Source organism: Synechococcus sp. MIT S1220 (assembly GCF_047303025.1).
Lineage (GTDB): Bacteria > Cyanobacteriota > Cyanobacteriia > PCC-6307 > Cyanobiaceae > Parasynechococcus.
In genome coordinates this window covers 2,397,878-2,412,201 of sequence record NZ_CP138939.1, presented here as the reverse complement: position 1 = coordinate 2,412,201, position 14,324 = coordinate 2,397,878, and the positions used below count along the sequence as shown (strand labels likewise).

The window sequence follows — 14,324 nt, the reverse complement described above, 5'->3', positions numbered from 1 at the left end:
ATCGATTCAACCCCGGCTAGGCAAGGTGGGTCATTGACTGCGCCCTGGCCTCGTGCTCGATCGGCCACCCTGCAACCTACTTACTGGGACAGGTCCCAAGTCGAGCACCATCAATCTCTGGTGATGTACCAAGTGGCGGGGAGAGTGATTGACTAGATATACCAACTTATGATTCTTTTGTCTTGGTGAAAGGGGCGGCAAATTATGCACTTGAAATTTTCGTGGTTGGTTCCGATGTTGCTTTTGGTAGCCGCTGCATTCTTTTACATAAAAGATGCTAGAAAATTTCAAACAAGTGAGCCTAGTGTTGCGCCGGAAACCAATCGTTCTGACAACATCTTTCCAAAGCCATTAATCTCTGAGGACCAGGAGATAGATCAGGATTGTCTGCAACGCTCAACAGCGATCTACGACAAGGAGATCGCCACATATGAATCGATCGAAAGGCAGGTTGGTTATGGAAGATTGCGCGATGACGGTTATGGAAAGGGCCTTAACACGATTACAAAAGAAAAATTAGTTCGTGAGGGTCAATGCTCGTGATGGAGATTGACCACCCACGACTTAGTGACTGGGACGGCCTGTATTTAGTTATAAAGGAGTGCAAAGTTGTAGGATGCTGAAATATTCTTAAGGCAAATATTTTAGCACTTAAACGTTAAGAATGGGTTGAGATTGGACTATGATTTAATTTGCATTGGGCTAAGAATAGATTAAGGTAAGTTTTGCTCTATTTCCTTTAATCCTTTCTCCTATTTTACATCAAAATCGCGGTCTGGCAAGTTGAACCGGATCTTCAATCCATAGACATAGTCCATCTCCTAGCTGTTGATTGGCTACAGGAATAGCGATTTGCGATGAAACGCTGGACAATTGAGCTATCGCGACGAGAACACGCACTGTCCTTTCCTCAATATCTTCGCTGGCAGGGCAATTGACCTGTGGGCGCTATGACTCAACCAATCTCGTGGGATCTGCAAGCTTGAGAGCGTTGGCCCTACTGTTTGTGTTATTAACGGGTATTTCCAATCCACGTTCGAATGGGTTTGACTTTTGGTTTGACAGGATTTTTAAACTTCAACTGATAGAGAGTCACCGGAATGTTGAAACCGTTACCATCTTGGATTTCAATCTCAATGGTCTTAGAGTTTTTCTGAATTACATTGTTGAAAAATCCCATTTGAAATGGGACAGAAATCTTTTTTGCATTTTTGCTGCCTGGCTTGTAGATGCAAAACAAGCCGCTCCCGTCACCGTAACGAGCAGCGTAAAAAACATGGTTCCCTTTTTTGGTTTCAACCTGGAAGGTGTGATCAACGCGAAAAGCTCCCCCCCTTTGCATCACAGCATATGTTGTGGCTTTGCATTCATTATCGAAATAAACTTGCTGAGCTGATGTTTGATAAGGGATCGCCAAAACAGTCAATGCTGTTCCAGTGATAGAAGAAAAAACAACACGCACCCAGCGACTTTTCATTGAAGGATTGGGAGACAAAGTCATTGAATTGATACTTGTTTTTGTAACGATAGACTATCAATGAAAAAATGTCATCATGAATATATGCGATTCTGCGGAGGTATTTAGTCTCATCCAGCTAGGGCTTGTGACGCAAGAGGTTGTCTATAAATGCAAAGCTATTGCTTTTGGCTCAATGCCAAGAATTGCTTAATCCTGATACATTCCCCACTGCATTGTGATGACTGTCGTCTCTGCGATAAAAGCGAGGATTACGTGATTTGCGACGATGCTTCACTGATTTGGTCATGGTTCACGTGTGATGTGTGAGGCTCTCGCAGGATTAAGTGCGATGAATGAAGTGCCGATAACAGCAGCGGCAGCGATTGAAGTAATGAGTTTCATTTGATTGATTGATTGGGTGTGTGGAGGTCATTCCTCCGATGCACATACCATCGCTGATTCACTTTCAGATTCCATCACCCATGCGGGTGATCTTTATTGCTGCTCATTGCCCATGTTTAGGGGATTGCTCCAGGGCAATAAAAACCCCCGCACTTTGCGGGGCTCTGTAGTTCTAGATATTTTTATCAGTACATCTGGCCAGGGATGGTAATATACATTTGACCAGGAACATACTTCATTTTTTTAACAAGCTTCCCAGTATTCGCTAGCTGCTTAATATTATAGAAACCTTTTGCATTGCGCAGTTTTTGGTTCCAGTGGGTTTCTGTGCCCGTACCGCTAACTGATTGCAGTTGATCGAGAGTCAGTGCGCTGGTCATTGCTTTTTGTGGGTTGCGGAGGTTTCCGCCTCCGATGCACATACCATCTCCGGAATCCCTGCTCAACTTGATGACCTGCGTCAGCAGTCCCTGTGAGGTTGGTCACAGAGACCAAAACCCCGTTCAACGGCAGGTCTTTCTTGACCCCCACTAACCCAAAGTGGTGCGCCTCCTGGACGGTGATCACCCCATTGAATCGAGCAATTGCCTTCTAAACAGTCGGTTCATTGTCAACGCTCGCTAATACCTGAAACTGGCGCGTCGAATGGCTTGGCTGGAGGTTCAAGCAAGTTGATCGAAATGAACAACGCCGGAGAACTCAGCAGAGAGGGTCGGATTCGAACCGACGGTGTCAGTTAGGGGCGAGGGAGGGTTTCGCTCCCTCGGTAGATCTGCAGCAGGCTGCTTTTTTCGGTGCTGCACCTTTGATAAAAACGGAGTGGGTGGGATTCGAACCCACGAGCTCAAGCGCACGGGCGTGAAGGTCCAGCCGGTTAAAAGCCGGATGGTCGACCTAGGGTTATGAATCCTGTGCTCTCAGCGGTAGCGGGACGATGGCAACAGCAGAAGCCAGTAATCCAACGGAGAGGCGGCGGAGCTGCTCGTGACCCGAGCATCCACATCCTGTTCCAGATCGCCGATGTGGATTCAGGCGTGATCCGCTGGGTCAACGCTGATCTGGTGAGCCACATCCTTCCGTGCGATCCAGGGCGATAAAAAACCCCGCACTTGGCGGGGCTATTATCCGTATGAGTTGTTTTGCCGGGAGATCGAAAGCGACAACATCAACGCTCCCTTCAGGCTTCCAGAATCGAACGGGAACTAAGATCAAACCAGACGACAGTGATAAATAGCTACCGTAAAAGATTAGTTTGTTCGTGCTCGGAGGTTGATATTAATGAGCATAAAAGTAATTATCTACGCAAGATGATCGCGTCCATAATGTCGTCAGTAGTGAGGAGTTTCCTGGAAAATATATTGGTTGTACTTTGGCCGAAATCAAGAATAAAGCTGGAACCCTGCGGTAAAATTTTAAGCTTGGCCATATCCTTGCTCCGAACCAGAAGTTGATCGCCCCCAAAAGGGTCGAAATCGAAGATTAGGTTTTCAGCACTTTTCAGCAGAGCGAAACGGTCTGCACCTTGTCCACCCGCCAAAGTATTAATTCCTGGACCGCCCATCAAAAGGTCGTCTCCTTGTCCTCCTCTAAGAATGTCGTCACCTTTAGCGCCGAAAAGACTGTCATTACCATCACCTCCTTCCAATGTATCGTCTCCAAGGCCACTGCTCAAAATATCAGATCCTGCATCTGCGAAGATCATGTCATCACCCTTGTAGCTATACATTTTATCGTCACCACCAAAACCATGAATCTCATTTTCTGCAGCATCTGTGCCTTGAATAAAATCGTCACCGTCCCATCCAGCCATGGCCCAGAAATCGGAACTTGCCTGAGGAGCAGCAATCCAGTAATTAACAAATGAACGAGAAGTTATCGGTTCATTTAAAGAATTTTTTGCCGTCAAAAGTGTATGGTCGCCTAAACCAAATATATCTTCTAGAGGATTATCGTTGGACATGTCCAGGTAGACCCCTTTATTCTGGATAAGGCCTCGTTTCGTCACATATTTTTTTAAAGCCCTTTAGATTTGTACGAACCTTGAATGGCATACCATTTTCAAGAAGCTTTAAAGCCATCAATCCAGCAATTCGAGTTCTTGTTATTGAAACATTAGCAAGCTGATGACTTTGAGCAGAATATTTTATCTCACCAATAGATCCTGGAGACATACCACCCATCCGAGCTAGCATCCATGTACTGCCTAAGGAGTGATGATGGCTGAGGGCTGGTTGATCCATCTGGAAGGGTTAGTAGCCAGGTTCCCCTCAACAAAAAACCTTTGCCATTGCTGACGGGGTGGTGAGTGTGAGATTTTGTCTGAAGATGTTTAGCGGCAATCACAACGCCCCGGCCAGGAACACGGCCTGGGCGTTGTCAGTGATTCACTGACGCTAGCAACATTTTTTAGTCAAATTCGCAATAGAACTGGCTGTCAATCCGGGCGCCGAACCCATTGATTGCTGATCTCGTTTTTGAGTCAGCGAAGAGGATGGATTTCGAACAGAGCTTGTAATCAGAACTTGTTTGCCCTCAGCCAACCAATGGCACCTTCTCGCGCATTGCTAGATGCTTTTTGAGTGGATTGATTATGCACGACACGTACCTCATACCAAAGACCTTTTTGCCCTGAAAGAGTTCGGTTTACTCCCTGTAGAAAAGTGACTGTTGATCCGCTGCCAATCAAGCCTTGCTGCACATTCGGGCAATCTGAGTTGATGGAGGCCACTGATGCCGGCGTTTGCCCAGCGCAGTCGCGAAGAAAACCCGCTGAGAGTGTTGTTTGATGCAAATGGGGTTCATCGCATGCATAGGCAGTGCCCAGGGCAGTCGCGACCAAGCAACCGATTGCTCCTATACAAAGGCTTTGCTTTAGAACAAACTTTGCAGCGATCGATGGATGGTTATGTGTATCCATGCCGTCATCAAGGCTCTGCTCTTGGCTTTCAGTGTTTTGGGCGTCATTCATGACGTCTAGTGCGTTTGGACAAGGACATCAGGAGCGTCTGCTCCGATGCACACACCATCTCCACAATCAACGACCCAAGTGATGACCGCAATCATCTGCAGCTGTGATCTTAGTCACACGTTTAAATAGGCAATAAAAACCCCGCCATTGCTGTCGGGTAAGTTTGTGTAAGTTTTATCGGGAATCGACAAGAGGTGCATCAAAGCAGCTATGAATGGTTTAAAAACGATTCGGCCTTGCCGAACATTTGATCAATGATCCGGAATTCACTGCGCATTTCCATTGGAGCCCTGGCAGCTTCATGCGTCCTGGCCGTACCAGCTACTGCTGCCACCTGGGTCGATACCGATAAAATCAGCAATTCCAGAAATTTACAAATGCAAGTAGATGTAGACTCAATTAATTACAAAAAAAACTGGATTTACTTTCTGCAAAGGGTCAAAAATCTTGAAGACATGGAAGCTTATAAGCCCTACAATGTTGGAATTAACTGTTCAAAAGGCGTGCTTGCTGAAATTTTCCCAAATGCAAGCGAGGAGACTCAGTTCCGTCGCAATGACAAGTGGTTTATGGACTTTGCCAACGGAAATAACCCCAGCGACGTAATCAGCATTGAGATAAAAGCTGACGACGACAAATACAGAGAGAAAACATATTCATTGATTTGCAAAAAGTACAAGCGATAGCAGGATGCCAAGGCGCACCATCCAGCCATTGTTGACCGGATGGTGCGTTTAAACGTTCTATGGCATCAGAAACTTCTCTGAACCGGTGCAGGTGCAAACCCCCCCATCTGGCAATGCGCGCTCTAAGTCATTAGTAAGGTGACGCTCTATGGATGCTTTCCATGCCCAAGGATGCAACCCACGGATACAGCGCCTACTGCCACCAACCACGGATTCGAGTTCTTCATCAGTCAATGCATCGAATGCTTGGTGCTCTTGAAGTTGAGTGAGATTAATCATTCGATTAACTGGTGTGATTGTGTGTGGTGTGAGGTTGTTTTGTCCTCGACATTCAGAAGATCACAGCCTGTTTGGTGAGCAGTTCTATTCCTCTGTGGTGTGGATGGTTCGTGTTGGTGGTGAGGATCTGGTGTGATGCAGCAGAGAGGCTGAGTACAGCGGATCCATGACCCCCACGACCCCAAAGTGGTGCGCTATCAATCTTCGCTTCAAGGCGTAAGAAAACCGGGCTATACCCCTGCATCAGCCCTCTTTTCTCGGTGCTGCGCCTTCGGCAGAAGCTGAACCATCAGTGTTTCAGCACGCCACCAGAGCGCATTGGCGTGGTGCAAGCGACCTTGCGAAACTCACGTGCGCAGTCGGGAGGTTGGCGAGCGATGACGCGGGTTTTTTTGCACATTGGCATGCACAAAACCGGCTCGACAGCCATCCAGAAACGGCTTGAGGCCAACGGCCAGATGTTGCAGCAGCACCGGATCACTTTCTACAAAGACCGCGACAATCAGCTCAAACCAGCTGTTAAAAAAAGGGATTTCAAGCCCTGGCAAACGAAGCTTGATCAGGCTCGCGCCAACAACAACGCCTTGCTTGTGTCCAGTGAGGTGCTCTCCCACCTGCTGACGCGCCAACCATCGGATTCAGACCGCTGCCTCGGCGACTGGTTGATCGACGCCTTTCACAGGCAGGGCTGCAGCATGACCTTGATTGCTTTCCTGCGCGATCAACCCAGCTATCTCAATTCCCAGTACACCCAGCACGTCAAGAAATTCGGTCTGAACTGCCGTTTTGACACCTACGCCCGTCAAATCATGGGGCACACCCTTGAACGTGGTGAATGCGATCCCCAGAGGCTGTTCGGCTGGATCCGTCGCAAAGCGACGACATCGGCACACTTCATCCCTTATGGCGGATCCAGATCTCTTGATCCCTTTGAACAGTTGTTGTCTGTGATCGGTGCTGGCCCAGCAACGGACTGGATGGATCTGCCCAGGATCAATGAACAGCCCGGACGCCTGGCCATCGAGACAGCTCTGGCGGTGCAATGCCGTCTCACCACCAAGGGGCAGGCCGTGATCGAGCCTCTGCACCGCAGACAGGCCTTCCGGCTGCTCAAGGCAACGGCGAACCTTTACGGGTGGCCGAAACAACGCTTCAGCGGACTCACACCAGAGCTCTATCGCGAGATCCGCGCCCATTACCGAGCCAGCAACGACGCGTTTGCCCAAGAGGTTTGGGGAGCTGCTGATTGGGCAACCGTGTTCCCCGAAGAATCGCCGGAGCCTCAACCGGAGCTGCGTCGTCACCAACGCTGGCTGGTGGCCTGGGAGAGCCGCAGGATCAGCTGGATGCTGATGCGCTGCCGATGGCCCAATACGCCTTAATCATTCAAGACAACGATGGGGAACGGCTCCTTATGGAAGCTGCGCCACACCGGTGCCCCTGACGCCCCCAGCTGATGCCACTTTGATCAGCTTTTGGAGGAGGGTGATTCAGCTGCGAGGCGGCATGACGCCGTCAACGTCAGCCTGAGGCATTCGTTCCCGTCACGAATTCGAATCATTTGCTCGGCAGTGCCGCGTTACTCAAATCCCATACAGAGAAATGCTTTTAGCGAAAAACACCAGCAGTGCTGAGAGCTTCACCTGTATTTCACCAAACCCCCTCTAATTGCTGACCAAAAGATGACCAGAACGTCAAAAAGTCAGCTGAGATGGTGAAAGCATTCGGGAAGAGATTCCCCCAACACTTGTTATTAGTCATGAAAACAATTGAAATTGAATGGTCTCACATCGGGGATTTCAAGGGCTCATCCGATAGTGAAAAGATCGTTGGGAGAAATGTCGACGACAAAATCTTCGGCGAAGGAAGTAATGACAGGCTGTTTGGCGGCAGAGGTAACGACAAACTATTTGGCGGTGAAGGAAATGACGGTCTGTACGGTGGCGCAGGTATTGATCTGCTGCGCGGAGGCTCAGGCGTTGACCACCTGCACGGCAACGAAGACCATGATGTACTGATTGGCGAGGAAGGAAATGATGTGCTGCATGGCGACTCAGGCCACGACATTCTGTGGGGCAATGAAGGCGTTGATGTGCTCCAAGGCGGCGAAGGAAATGACCTCCTTACTGGCCACGAAGGAAATGATATCCTTGCTGGCGGTTCAGGCAATGACACGTTGATTGGAGGTTCAGGTAAAGATCAAATTACAGGTGGACTCGGTAATGATGAATTCCATCTTGTTCCAGGCACAGGGCACGACATTATCAATGACTTCAACAGTGGCGATGACATCATTCCGATTGAGGCGGATTGGATACTGAATGGGGTAAACGGTGGCAGCGACACCGCAATTATGGAGGGTGATGATTTATTGGCTATACTTAGAGGAGTTAAACTTGATGGAATAATTAGACATACTTGGGGAGGCCGATTGATCATTGATGGCATTTAGAAGCCGGATGAATCCAAGTATTGAATCACCTTCTTCATAAACCACACCTTCCCCTGCTTCTGCTGGGGCTTTTTATGACTATTGAATCGAATGACTAGATGAAGGTTGACTATAAAATCTGCACTTCGCTGGACTTGATTGGTCGTCTTCCCTGTAGTGCATGCGGGGAGATTGCTGCTCAGGAATCAGTAATGACAGATGCCGATCTGAGTTAGAACAAGCCGGGTGTTATCCACACTGCCTACCCAAGCACCACCTTTGTCTTCAAGGAATTCAAAGCGCTTAGGCTGAGGACGGGGAAAAACTCCCAACTCGTTTCACTCTTTTTTAAAACTTCTTTAAATAGGAATAAACCATTTTCTTTAAGATCTATATGACATCTGAAACTTGTTCCTGGCTTTGGCTACCAAGGCTTTTTGAGTCTTGACTCATATCCATGTTCAGGTTTAACAGCAAAAACAGGAGCAACTGAGAGGAGCAAAACTCCAAGGAGGGGTAGGTATTTCATGAATCTAATTTAGAGGCGAATCTAAGGTTCAGCTCATTCCTTCATATGCTTAAATCAGCTTCAGATGATTTTCTGGTTTCGTCAGTAACTGTTTGCAAGCTGAAGACGGAATATAGGATTGATAGGGATGAATTTTAAAAAGAGAAGTTTGGCAAGGATAACACCTTGGTCTTTAAGGCAAACAGGATTGTCGATGAAGTCTGATGTTGATTGGCAATTTTGTTCATGGATCACAATTAAGCACATTTATTTTGTTTAATATGCCCCTGAGTTGCTTAAAGGATTTGAAGTTTCATTGGTTCAATGCTTTCTCAAAAACGGATTCATCAATTGCATTGCATATCCCGCCTCACTTGCAGATTGAGATAAAATATCATCAAGAGTAATGCAATTAGGTGATGATTTGATTTTACAAAGGGTGATTCTTGCAGGAACCATTGATGATCGTGGTATACAAAATACCACCTTCCATGACTGTGCCCCAGTCGGTTCTATCAAAAATGGCAGTATATACAGAGGCTAAAGAATCCTTCTCAATCGAAATGCTATAAGTATGAAATTCTTGAAAACCAGTACTTTGATAAGTGCTTTCACCAATCGGCCGCCTTTTCCTGATTAACTTAATTTGATCTTTTGTCTCTTGGATAGTATAAAACATGACTTCTGAGCCACGCTCTACAACGGCTTCTTTTGTAATTGAGTTGAACTCAATGGTATACGGATCATTCTCTCCATAAATGGACATTGCTGCACAATCGTCATCCCAAAGCTCATCAGGGTCGCATATTTGTCGTTCAACTCTATTTGAACCAAAATGCTCCTCTAGCTCATCTGCTTCATAGAAGTGCACTCCATCAGTTTCGGAGCACAAAAGCCTTGTCGGCAGAGCACTAACAGGTGATACTAAAAGGAGCAGCGCACCTAGGAGGATTGGAGGTTTCGTAGCAAACAAAATAATCTAAACCTGATTGTTCAACGACTCAATAAGTAGAATAGATCAACCGCCGCTTGAACTGATGATCTGGGTGACCTCTTCTCCATTAACCCAGTGGATTTCCCATTCGAGTGGCCTTCGCTGCTGCCCTATCCCCCAGAAGCTCTAAAGGCTCTCCCCCAAGTGCCAAGCAACCAGCCTCTCACTCCTCTTCAGTCAGGAAAGAGTTGAGCCAGTCCAGCTGCAACGCATCCAATCCAAGCTTTTCCATGGTCTTGTACTCCTCAAGACAATCGCTTGAAGTGATCAGGCTCGTTGGTTCCTCATGCGGCCACCAGCTCTTCACGTAGATACAGGGCCATGCGGTTGTCGGTGGCATGGTTCAGTCGTGATTGCCATGAGTGTTCACCACAAGAATTTTCGGCCCCGAAGCCACCAACTTAGTGAAGGTGACTCGGGATCAATTGATTGGATGTCGTCGTCAGGAATTGACCTTAACGCTCAGAGGATGCCGAGAGGCCCCTTTTTCTTCTTGCAGTACCCGGCGCCGATGTTCATCCAGCCCTCTTTACAGGCTTCACCATCGGTGGGCGCCACCTCGTAAAAGATGGGGGAGACGCAAGTCGTTCCGAGGGTGTTCACGTAACCCATTGGGCACTGGTCATGACCAGGAGCTTTGGGGATTTCTTTTTGGGCAAGGGCCGGTGTGGCGATGGCTGACGAAGCAAGGACGACTGCGGTGAAAACAGCTCTCATCAGAGTTGGAGTTTGTTTTGGATAGGTTTTAGGAACAGGGGCAGGAAATTTCAACCCAACTGAGGGGTGGGTATTGCTTCCCTCTTGCAGGTCGCATGTAAGCCTCAGAAAGGTTCATCTGCGCATGAGCCGGCTGTGATGACCTGGTTCATGCCCTAGTGCTTCAACAGGCTGGGACAGCAAAACCCCGCCATTGCAGGCGAGGTTGGTGATAGGTGTTGTTCTGCCGGGGGATTGATCAGGAACCACACGACCTGCCCTGCTTTTCCCTGAAAGAGTGTTGTATGGCTTTCAGTTCATCGAATGAACTTCAGGCGCCCCGGCTTCTGTAACGCTTAGAGCGTTAAGTAAGGAAGGATCTAAATAATTTCAAATCCCACTTCCCCTCCGCCAACGAATCTTGCCTCACGCGCATGGATGCGGTCAAGAAGATTCTCAACGGTGCAAACCACTTCGCCATCACTCATCATCACAAAATCACTGCCATCAAACCGTGAGCTGGGATCTGAAATATTCTGGAAGATCACTTTGTCGCCAACATCTCTAAGGTCACGAACGGTGCTGTTGCGCTGATTGTTGCTGACTACAAAAGCATCAGCACCACGTCCACCCCAAAATGTTGTGGTTCCAGCGACATCTTCTAAGCGATCATTGCCATTGCCGCCGGAAAGGATATCGTCACCATGGCCACCCTTGAGTGTGTCATGATCGTTCATTCCAGAGAGATAATCATTTCCATATCCACCATCAATATAGTCATTGCCACTGCCTCCATATCCTCGATCATTGCCTGGACCACAATCGAGGGAATCATGTCCATTCTGTCCCCATAGTTTGTCGTCTCCCAGGTGGCCATAGAGGCGGTCATCTCCGTCACCACCCATCATGAAGTCATTACCAAGGAAGCCCCGCAGTAGATCAATACCGGCATAGCCGTAAAGGGCATCCTTGCCATCACCACCCCAGATCAGATCGGGGCCATCGGAACCCCAGGCCTTGTCGTCACCATTGAGCGTGTAAATCTGAGATCCTTCAGGATTGTTCCGAGTGGAACGGTGAACATCGTTGTTGTTGGTCAGGGTGAAATACTCGCGTGCCATTGTTTTGAAGCTTGTGGATGTGTGATTGATGTGGTGGGAGGTCTCCCCCGCCGATGAACACACCATCTCCGGAATCACTGCTTCACTCGATGACCTGCGTCAGCGCTGCTTGTGAGGTTGGTCACAGCTGCCAAAAACCTTTAAGCGACTGGTTTTCCCACGACTCCAATGTGTTGACCCTTTCTGCAAATTCATTGGTATGAAAGGGCTAAACCTGAAAATCGAAAATGGCTGGGCCTAAAACGGGCCTTCATAAAATGACGATGGTCCTGCGTCAGGGTTATGTCGATACGTCGCAGAACCAAGAAGGTGGCCTCTCAGCAGCCGTCTGACAAAGTTGCTGAGCAGCACACTGGCGCATACCCTCAAGTACCGATATGGCAAAAGGGAATGGAGCTGGCTCCAGAAACTGCATAGGTGGTAGTCGATCCATACTTCACAAGAGAGGATGGAGCTTGAACCCACAACCTCAGGGTTATGAACCCGACGAGCTACTGGTTTGCTCTACCTCGTAGCGGGTTCTGTTTGGATTCAACCTACTGGGAATGACAGAGAATGGCCGAACCGTGAGCGCCAAGCCCCAGCGGAGCGATGGGTCGGGGCTAGTCAGCGTGAGTTTTAGGGTTTGCGATGGGGGATCTCAGTGACGCCGTTTTGGGTGCGGAAGATGGTCAAGTCCCTCTTTCGATCAACCTGCCACGTAGCGGGAAAAACCTTGCCGTCGCTTTCAACTGAAATTTCACCAGAAGCAGGTTTCCAATAGATGACACGCTTGTTGTCACTGGCGTAGGTCACCTCGATTGACTCAGTGTTCTCCCGGACGAAACAAGCCTCTGAAACGCCGTTGAAAGTGCAGATGCCATGAAATCCAATGATGGGACGAGCGACAGCTACACAAACGGAGCAGCAGGAAGCGGCAGAGATCAGTGCAAGACGCAAATGGCTCATCAATGGCTCGTATTCGACATTAACGTTACGTCCACGAATAAGTGGGCGGTTCTTGTTCGGAATTGGTGGAGTCTGGCCACCATTCGAAACTGATATCAAAAGACAGAAGGGTGATTCAGAGGGCGCGTTTTCATGACACCCCGAGAAGAAGACGATCTTTCGGCTCTGTGATCTGTTGGAACTTGGCTGCGTATCAAAATGAGGCTGGCACGCGACTCTTAACAAGTGCTCTTTCAATCTGCGTGTTCGGCTTAGGGGCGGGTTTCAACGTCATCACTAGGTCATTGGGATAGCCACAGTTGTTGGGTCCTTCATCGACATTGAAAATGTCCACCGAAATCCGCAACTGGGATGTTGTTGCTAAAGCAATGGAAGCAGCTGGTGCAACCTCAAGCCAGATGTATCTCCGCGCGAAAGCATTGGCGCAAGGAAAACTCGATCCCATGCCTACAAGCTCCCCTGAAGCGCCCTACAGCATCTCTGCTGTTGCTGGCTAATCACTGAGGAATGAAGCCTCACAAATGTGAGGCTATTATCTTGTTGACCAATGAATACTCAGCATTTCATCCATTAATAGATGACACGATACAAATACCTTGAAGGTATGAGTTGCTTAGACAGTTTGTTTGCATCGGATAGGATAGAAACTAAAGATTTAGCGATTGAATTTCATTTTGAATTGCGTTAAAGATTTACCGCTCTCAAAAGCAAATAAGATTATATCTTAATTGCAATCATACTTTTGGTCTCACGCAGCATTCGGGTTTGTGGGATGCTTTTTCAACAATTTTTTTTAAGTATTTGGACTACACCCCATGGCTCATCAGTAGCCCTTGAAACACTTTTTTGATAATGAAATTGCTGTCCTCAAAAAATTAAGTGAACTAGTTATTTTTTGCAGAGGATTAAATAAAAAGTTCTATCATTCACAATCTTCCCTAACCCATTTCGCAGCACTGGTGTGACCAAACTTTGCTGCCTTTTTCCAATCAGAGCAGGCACCTTTTAGGTCACCGTATGTATTAAACTTGATTAGACCACGGTTACTATAGGCCATAGCATCTTGAGGATTGATCTTTATTGCCATGGTGTAATCAACAATAGCTCCTTTGTAATCAGATATTTTTTCTTTCGAAAACCCACGATTGCCGTAAGCTATTGAGAATTTAGAATTGATTTGTATCGCCTCTGTATAATCAGCTATAGCGCCCTGATAATCCTTCAAGTCATGCTTGATATTTCCGCGATTATAATAGGCCCATGCATAATCGGGTAATATGTCTATGGCTTTCGTGTTATCTGTAATGGCCCCCTTTAAATCACCTAATTTACGTCTTGCAAGCCCTCGATTGTAATAAGCAAATGCATACTGAGGATAGATCTCTATCGCTTTGGTCCAATCGGCAATTGCACCTTTCAGATTTCCGCTTTTTGCTTTCACCATACCTGAGTTGTACCAATCTTCAGCGCTCTGTGCATGGGCTGTCTGAGTTAACAGCACCTCCGCTCCAATACCTACGGCAGAAGTCAATCCAAGGAGCAGAGGGCTGGTTACAGGTAGCATCAAGGATAAGCCTGCAGCCAGGACTGTGGTGATGCGAAACATCTGCTTAGACTGCAAGAACAAAATATTTAACATCAAATAGCTTGATTATACTGCATTGAATTTAACGAAAGAGAACCCCATATTAGACGGGTCTGCTGACTGTTTTGTCGAGTGCTTGATGGCGACATTCGCGAACACCAAGTATTTTTAATACGACCCCCTTCCCTTCTTGCAAACAATGCCTTGTGTTCTAGTGCAGTATCTTCCATAGGACATCTCCAATCCA

At 47.6% G+C, this 14,324-nt stretch carries 19 protein-coding genes; 6 read left to right on the top strand and 13 right to left on the bottom strand.

The window, feature by feature from the left end:
• The first annotated feature begins 225 nt into the window (after nt 1–225).
• Nucleotides 226–543 carry a hypothetical protein gene (locus SIB64_RS12130; protein WP_413440452.1) on the top strand — a complete coding sequence of 106 codons (318 nt, stop codon included), beginning with the start codon at nt 226–228 and terminating at the stop codon, nt 541–543.
• Nucleotides 544–1,012: 469 nt separating this feature from the next.
• On the opposite strand, the gene SIB64_RS12125 is transcribed toward SIB64_RS12130, so the two are convergent.
• The 3 genes from SIB64_RS12125 to SIB64_RS12115 all read right to left on the bottom strand — a co-directional run bounded on the left by SIB64_RS12125 (nt 1,013) and on the right by SIB64_RS12115 (nt 2,664).
• Nucleotides 1,013–1,477, bottom strand: a complete 465-nt coding sequence (locus tag SIB64_RS12125) for a hypothetical protein (protein ID WP_413440451.1) — start codon at nt 1,475–1,477, stop codon at nt 1,013–1,015.
• A gap of 569 nt (nt 1,478–2,046) precedes the next feature.
• Nucleotides 2,047–2,241: a hypothetical protein gene (locus SIB64_RS12120; RefSeq protein ID WP_413440450.1), complete on the bottom strand. Its 195-nt coding sequence runs from the start codon at nt 2,239–2,241 to the stop codon at nt 2,047–2,049.
• Nucleotides 2,242–2,523: 282 nt separating this feature from the next.
• Entirely contained in the window at nt 2,524–2,664 is a 141-nt protein-coding gene (locus tag SIB64_RS12115; protein ID WP_413440449.1) for a hypothetical protein, read from the bottom strand.
• A gap of 99 nt (nt 2,665–2,763) precedes the next feature.
• Between SIB64_RS12115 and SIB64_RS12110 the strand changes: the two genes are divergently transcribed.
• On the top strand, nt 2,764–2,958 hold the full coding sequence (locus SIB64_RS12110) for a DUF3104 domain-containing protein (RefSeq protein WP_413440448.1): 195 nt from the start codon (nt 2,764–2,766) through the stop codon (nt 2,956–2,958).
• Nucleotides 2,959–3,155: 197 nt separating this feature from the next.
• Here SIB64_RS12110 and SIB64_RS12105 read toward each other — a convergent pair whose 3' ends face one another.
• The 3 genes from SIB64_RS12105 to SIB64_RS12095 form a co-directional block, all read right to left on the bottom strand.
• Nucleotides 3,156–3,821 carry a calcium-binding protein gene (locus tag SIB64_RS12105; protein WP_413440447.1) on the bottom strand — a complete coding sequence of 222 codons (666 nt, stop codon included), beginning with the start codon at nt 3,819–3,821 and terminating at the stop codon, nt 3,156–3,158.
• Nucleotides 3,822–3,837: 16 nt separating this feature from the next.
• Nucleotides 3,838–4,101, bottom strand: coding sequence for a hypothetical protein (locus SIB64_RS12100; protein ID WP_413440446.1), 264 nt, complete (start codon nt 4,099–4,101; stop codon nt 3,838–3,840).
• 275 nt (nt 4,102–4,376) lie between these two features.
• Nucleotides 4,377–4,829, bottom strand: coding sequence for a hypothetical protein (locus SIB64_RS12095; RefSeq protein WP_413440445.1), 453 nt, complete (start codon nt 4,827–4,829; stop codon nt 4,377–4,379).
• A 254-nt stretch (nt 4,830–5,083) separates the two neighbouring features.
• Between SIB64_RS12095 and SIB64_RS12090 the strand changes: the two genes are divergently transcribed.
• A complete protein-coding gene (locus SIB64_RS12090; protein WP_413440444.1) occupies nt 5,084–5,515 on the top strand; it encodes a hypothetical protein in 432 nt (143 codons plus the stop codon).
• A gap of 331 nt (nt 5,516–5,846) precedes the next feature.
• Here SIB64_RS12090 and SIB64_RS12085 read toward each other — a convergent pair whose 3' ends face one another.
• The gene (locus SIB64_RS12085; RefSeq protein ID WP_413440443.1) at nt 5,847–6,038 is read right to left on the bottom strand and encodes a hypothetical protein; all 192 of its coding nucleotides are present in this window, start codon (nt 6,036–6,038) and stop codon (nt 5,847–5,849) included.
• 16 nt (nt 6,039–6,054) lie between these two features.
• Between SIB64_RS12085 and SIB64_RS12080 the strand changes: the two genes are divergently transcribed.
• Both SIB64_RS12080 and SIB64_RS12075 read left to right on the top strand, forming a co-directional pair.
• Entirely contained in the window at nt 6,055–7,176 is a 1,122-nt protein-coding gene (locus SIB64_RS12080) for a hypothetical protein (RefSeq protein ID WP_413440442.1), read from the top strand.
• Between the two features lie 329 nt (nt 7,177–7,505).
• Nucleotides 7,506–8,246 (top strand): calcium-binding protein, encoded by a 741-nt coding sequence (locus tag SIB64_RS12075; protein WP_413440441.1) that lies wholly within the window; start codon nt 7,506–7,508, stop codon nt 8,244–8,246.
• 917 nt (nt 8,247–9,163) lie between these two features.
• On the opposite strand, the gene SIB64_RS12070 is transcribed toward SIB64_RS12075, so the two are convergent.
• From SIB64_RS12070 to SIB64_RS12050, 5 genes are all read right to left on the bottom strand, one after another.
• Complete coding sequence (locus tag SIB64_RS12070; RefSeq protein ID WP_413440440.1) at nt 9,164–9,604, bottom strand: hypothetical protein; 441 nt, start codon at nt 9,602–9,604, stop codon at nt 9,164–9,166.
• 286 nt (nt 9,605–9,890) lie between these two features.
• Entirely contained in the window at nt 9,891–10,067 is a 177-nt protein-coding gene (locus SIB64_RS12065; protein ID WP_413440439.1) for a hypothetical protein, read from the bottom strand.
• A gap of 122 nt (nt 10,068–10,189) precedes the next feature.
• Nucleotides 10,190–10,444, bottom strand: coding sequence for a hypothetical protein (locus SIB64_RS12060; protein WP_413440438.1), 255 nt, complete (start codon nt 10,442–10,444; stop codon nt 10,190–10,192).
• Between the two features lie 359 nt (nt 10,445–10,803).
• The gene (locus tag SIB64_RS12055; protein WP_413440437.1) at nt 10,804–11,544 is read right to left on the bottom strand and encodes a calcium-binding protein; all 741 of its coding nucleotides are present in this window, start codon (nt 11,542–11,544) and stop codon (nt 10,804–10,806) included.
• A gap of 618 nt (nt 11,545–12,162) precedes the next feature.
• The gene (locus tag SIB64_RS12050; protein WP_413440436.1) at nt 12,163–12,483 is read right to left on the bottom strand and encodes a hypothetical protein; all 321 of its coding nucleotides are present in this window, start codon (nt 12,481–12,483) and stop codon (nt 12,163–12,165) included.
• A 335-nt stretch (nt 12,484–12,818) separates the two neighbouring features.
• Here SIB64_RS12050 and SIB64_RS12045 point away from each other — a divergent pair, with 335 nt between their 5' ends.
• Nucleotides 12,819–12,989, top strand: coding sequence for a hypothetical protein (locus tag SIB64_RS12045; RefSeq protein WP_413440435.1), 171 nt, complete (start codon nt 12,819–12,821; stop codon nt 12,987–12,989).
• 425 nt (nt 12,990–13,414) lie between these two features.
• Here the strand turns inward: SIB64_RS12045 and SIB64_RS12040 are convergent, their stop codons facing one another.
• Nucleotides 13,415–14,098 (bottom strand): tetratricopeptide repeat protein, encoded by a 684-nt coding sequence (locus SIB64_RS12040; RefSeq protein WP_413440434.1) that lies wholly within the window; start codon nt 14,096–14,098, stop codon nt 13,415–13,417.
• Between the last annotated feature and the right edge of the window lie 226 nt (nt 14,099–14,324).

Excerpts from the sequence above, each read along its gene's own strand:
- SIB64_RS12125 (WP_413440451.1), bottom strand. The coding sequence starts at position 1,477 with ATGAAAAGTCGCTGGGTGCGTGTTGTTTTTTCTTCTATCACTGGAACA.
- SIB64_RS12120 (WP_413440450.1), bottom strand. The coding sequence starts at position 2,241 with ATGACCAGCGCACTGACTCTCGATCAACTGCAATCAGTTAGCGGTACG.
- SIB64_RS12110 (WP_413440448.1), top strand. The coding sequence starts at position 2,764 with ATGAATCCTGTGCTCTCAGCGGTAGCGGGACGATGGCAACAGCAGAAG.
- SIB64_RS12105 (WP_413440447.1), bottom strand. The coding sequence starts at position 3,821 with ATGTCCAACGATAATCCTCTAGAAGATATATTTGGTTTAGGCGACCAT.
- SIB64_RS12100 (WP_413440446.1), bottom strand. The coding sequence starts at position 4,101 with ATGGATCAACCAGCCCTCAGCCATCATCACTCCTTAGGCAGTACATGG.
- SIB64_RS12095 (WP_413440445.1), bottom strand. The coding sequence starts at position 4,829 with ATGAATGACGCCCAAAACACTGAAAGCCAAGAGCAGAGCCTTGATGAC.
- SIB64_RS12090 (WP_413440444.1), top strand. The coding sequence starts at position 5,084 with ATGATCCGGAATTCACTGCGCATTTCCATTGGAGCCCTGGCAGCTTCA.
- SIB64_RS12085 (WP_413440443.1), bottom strand. The coding sequence starts at position 6,038 with ATGCAGGGGTATAGCCCGGTTTTCTTACGCCTTGAAGCGAAGATTGAT.
- SIB64_RS12075 (WP_413440441.1), top strand. The coding sequence starts at position 7,506 with ATGGTGAAAGCATTCGGGAAGAGATTCCCCCAACACTTGTTATTAGTC.
- SIB64_RS12065 (WP_413440439.1), bottom strand. The coding sequence starts at position 10,067 with ATGCCACCGACAACCGCATGGCCCTGTATCTACGTGAAGAGCTGGTGG.
- SIB64_RS12060 (WP_413440438.1), bottom strand. The coding sequence starts at position 10,444 with ATGAGAGCTGTTTTCACCGCAGTCGTCCTTGCTTCGTCAGCCATCGCC.
- SIB64_RS12055 (WP_413440437.1), bottom strand. The coding sequence starts at position 11,544 with ATGGCACGCGAGTATTTCACCCTGACCAACAACAACGATGTTCACCGT.
- SIB64_RS12045 (WP_413440435.1), top strand. The coding sequence starts at position 12,819 with ATGTCCACCGAAATCCGCAACTGGGATGTTGTTGCTAAAGCAATGGAA.
- SIB64_RS12040 (WP_413440434.1), bottom strand. The coding sequence starts at position 14,098 with ATGTTTCGCATCACCACAGTCCTGGCTGCAGGCTTATCCTTGATGCTA.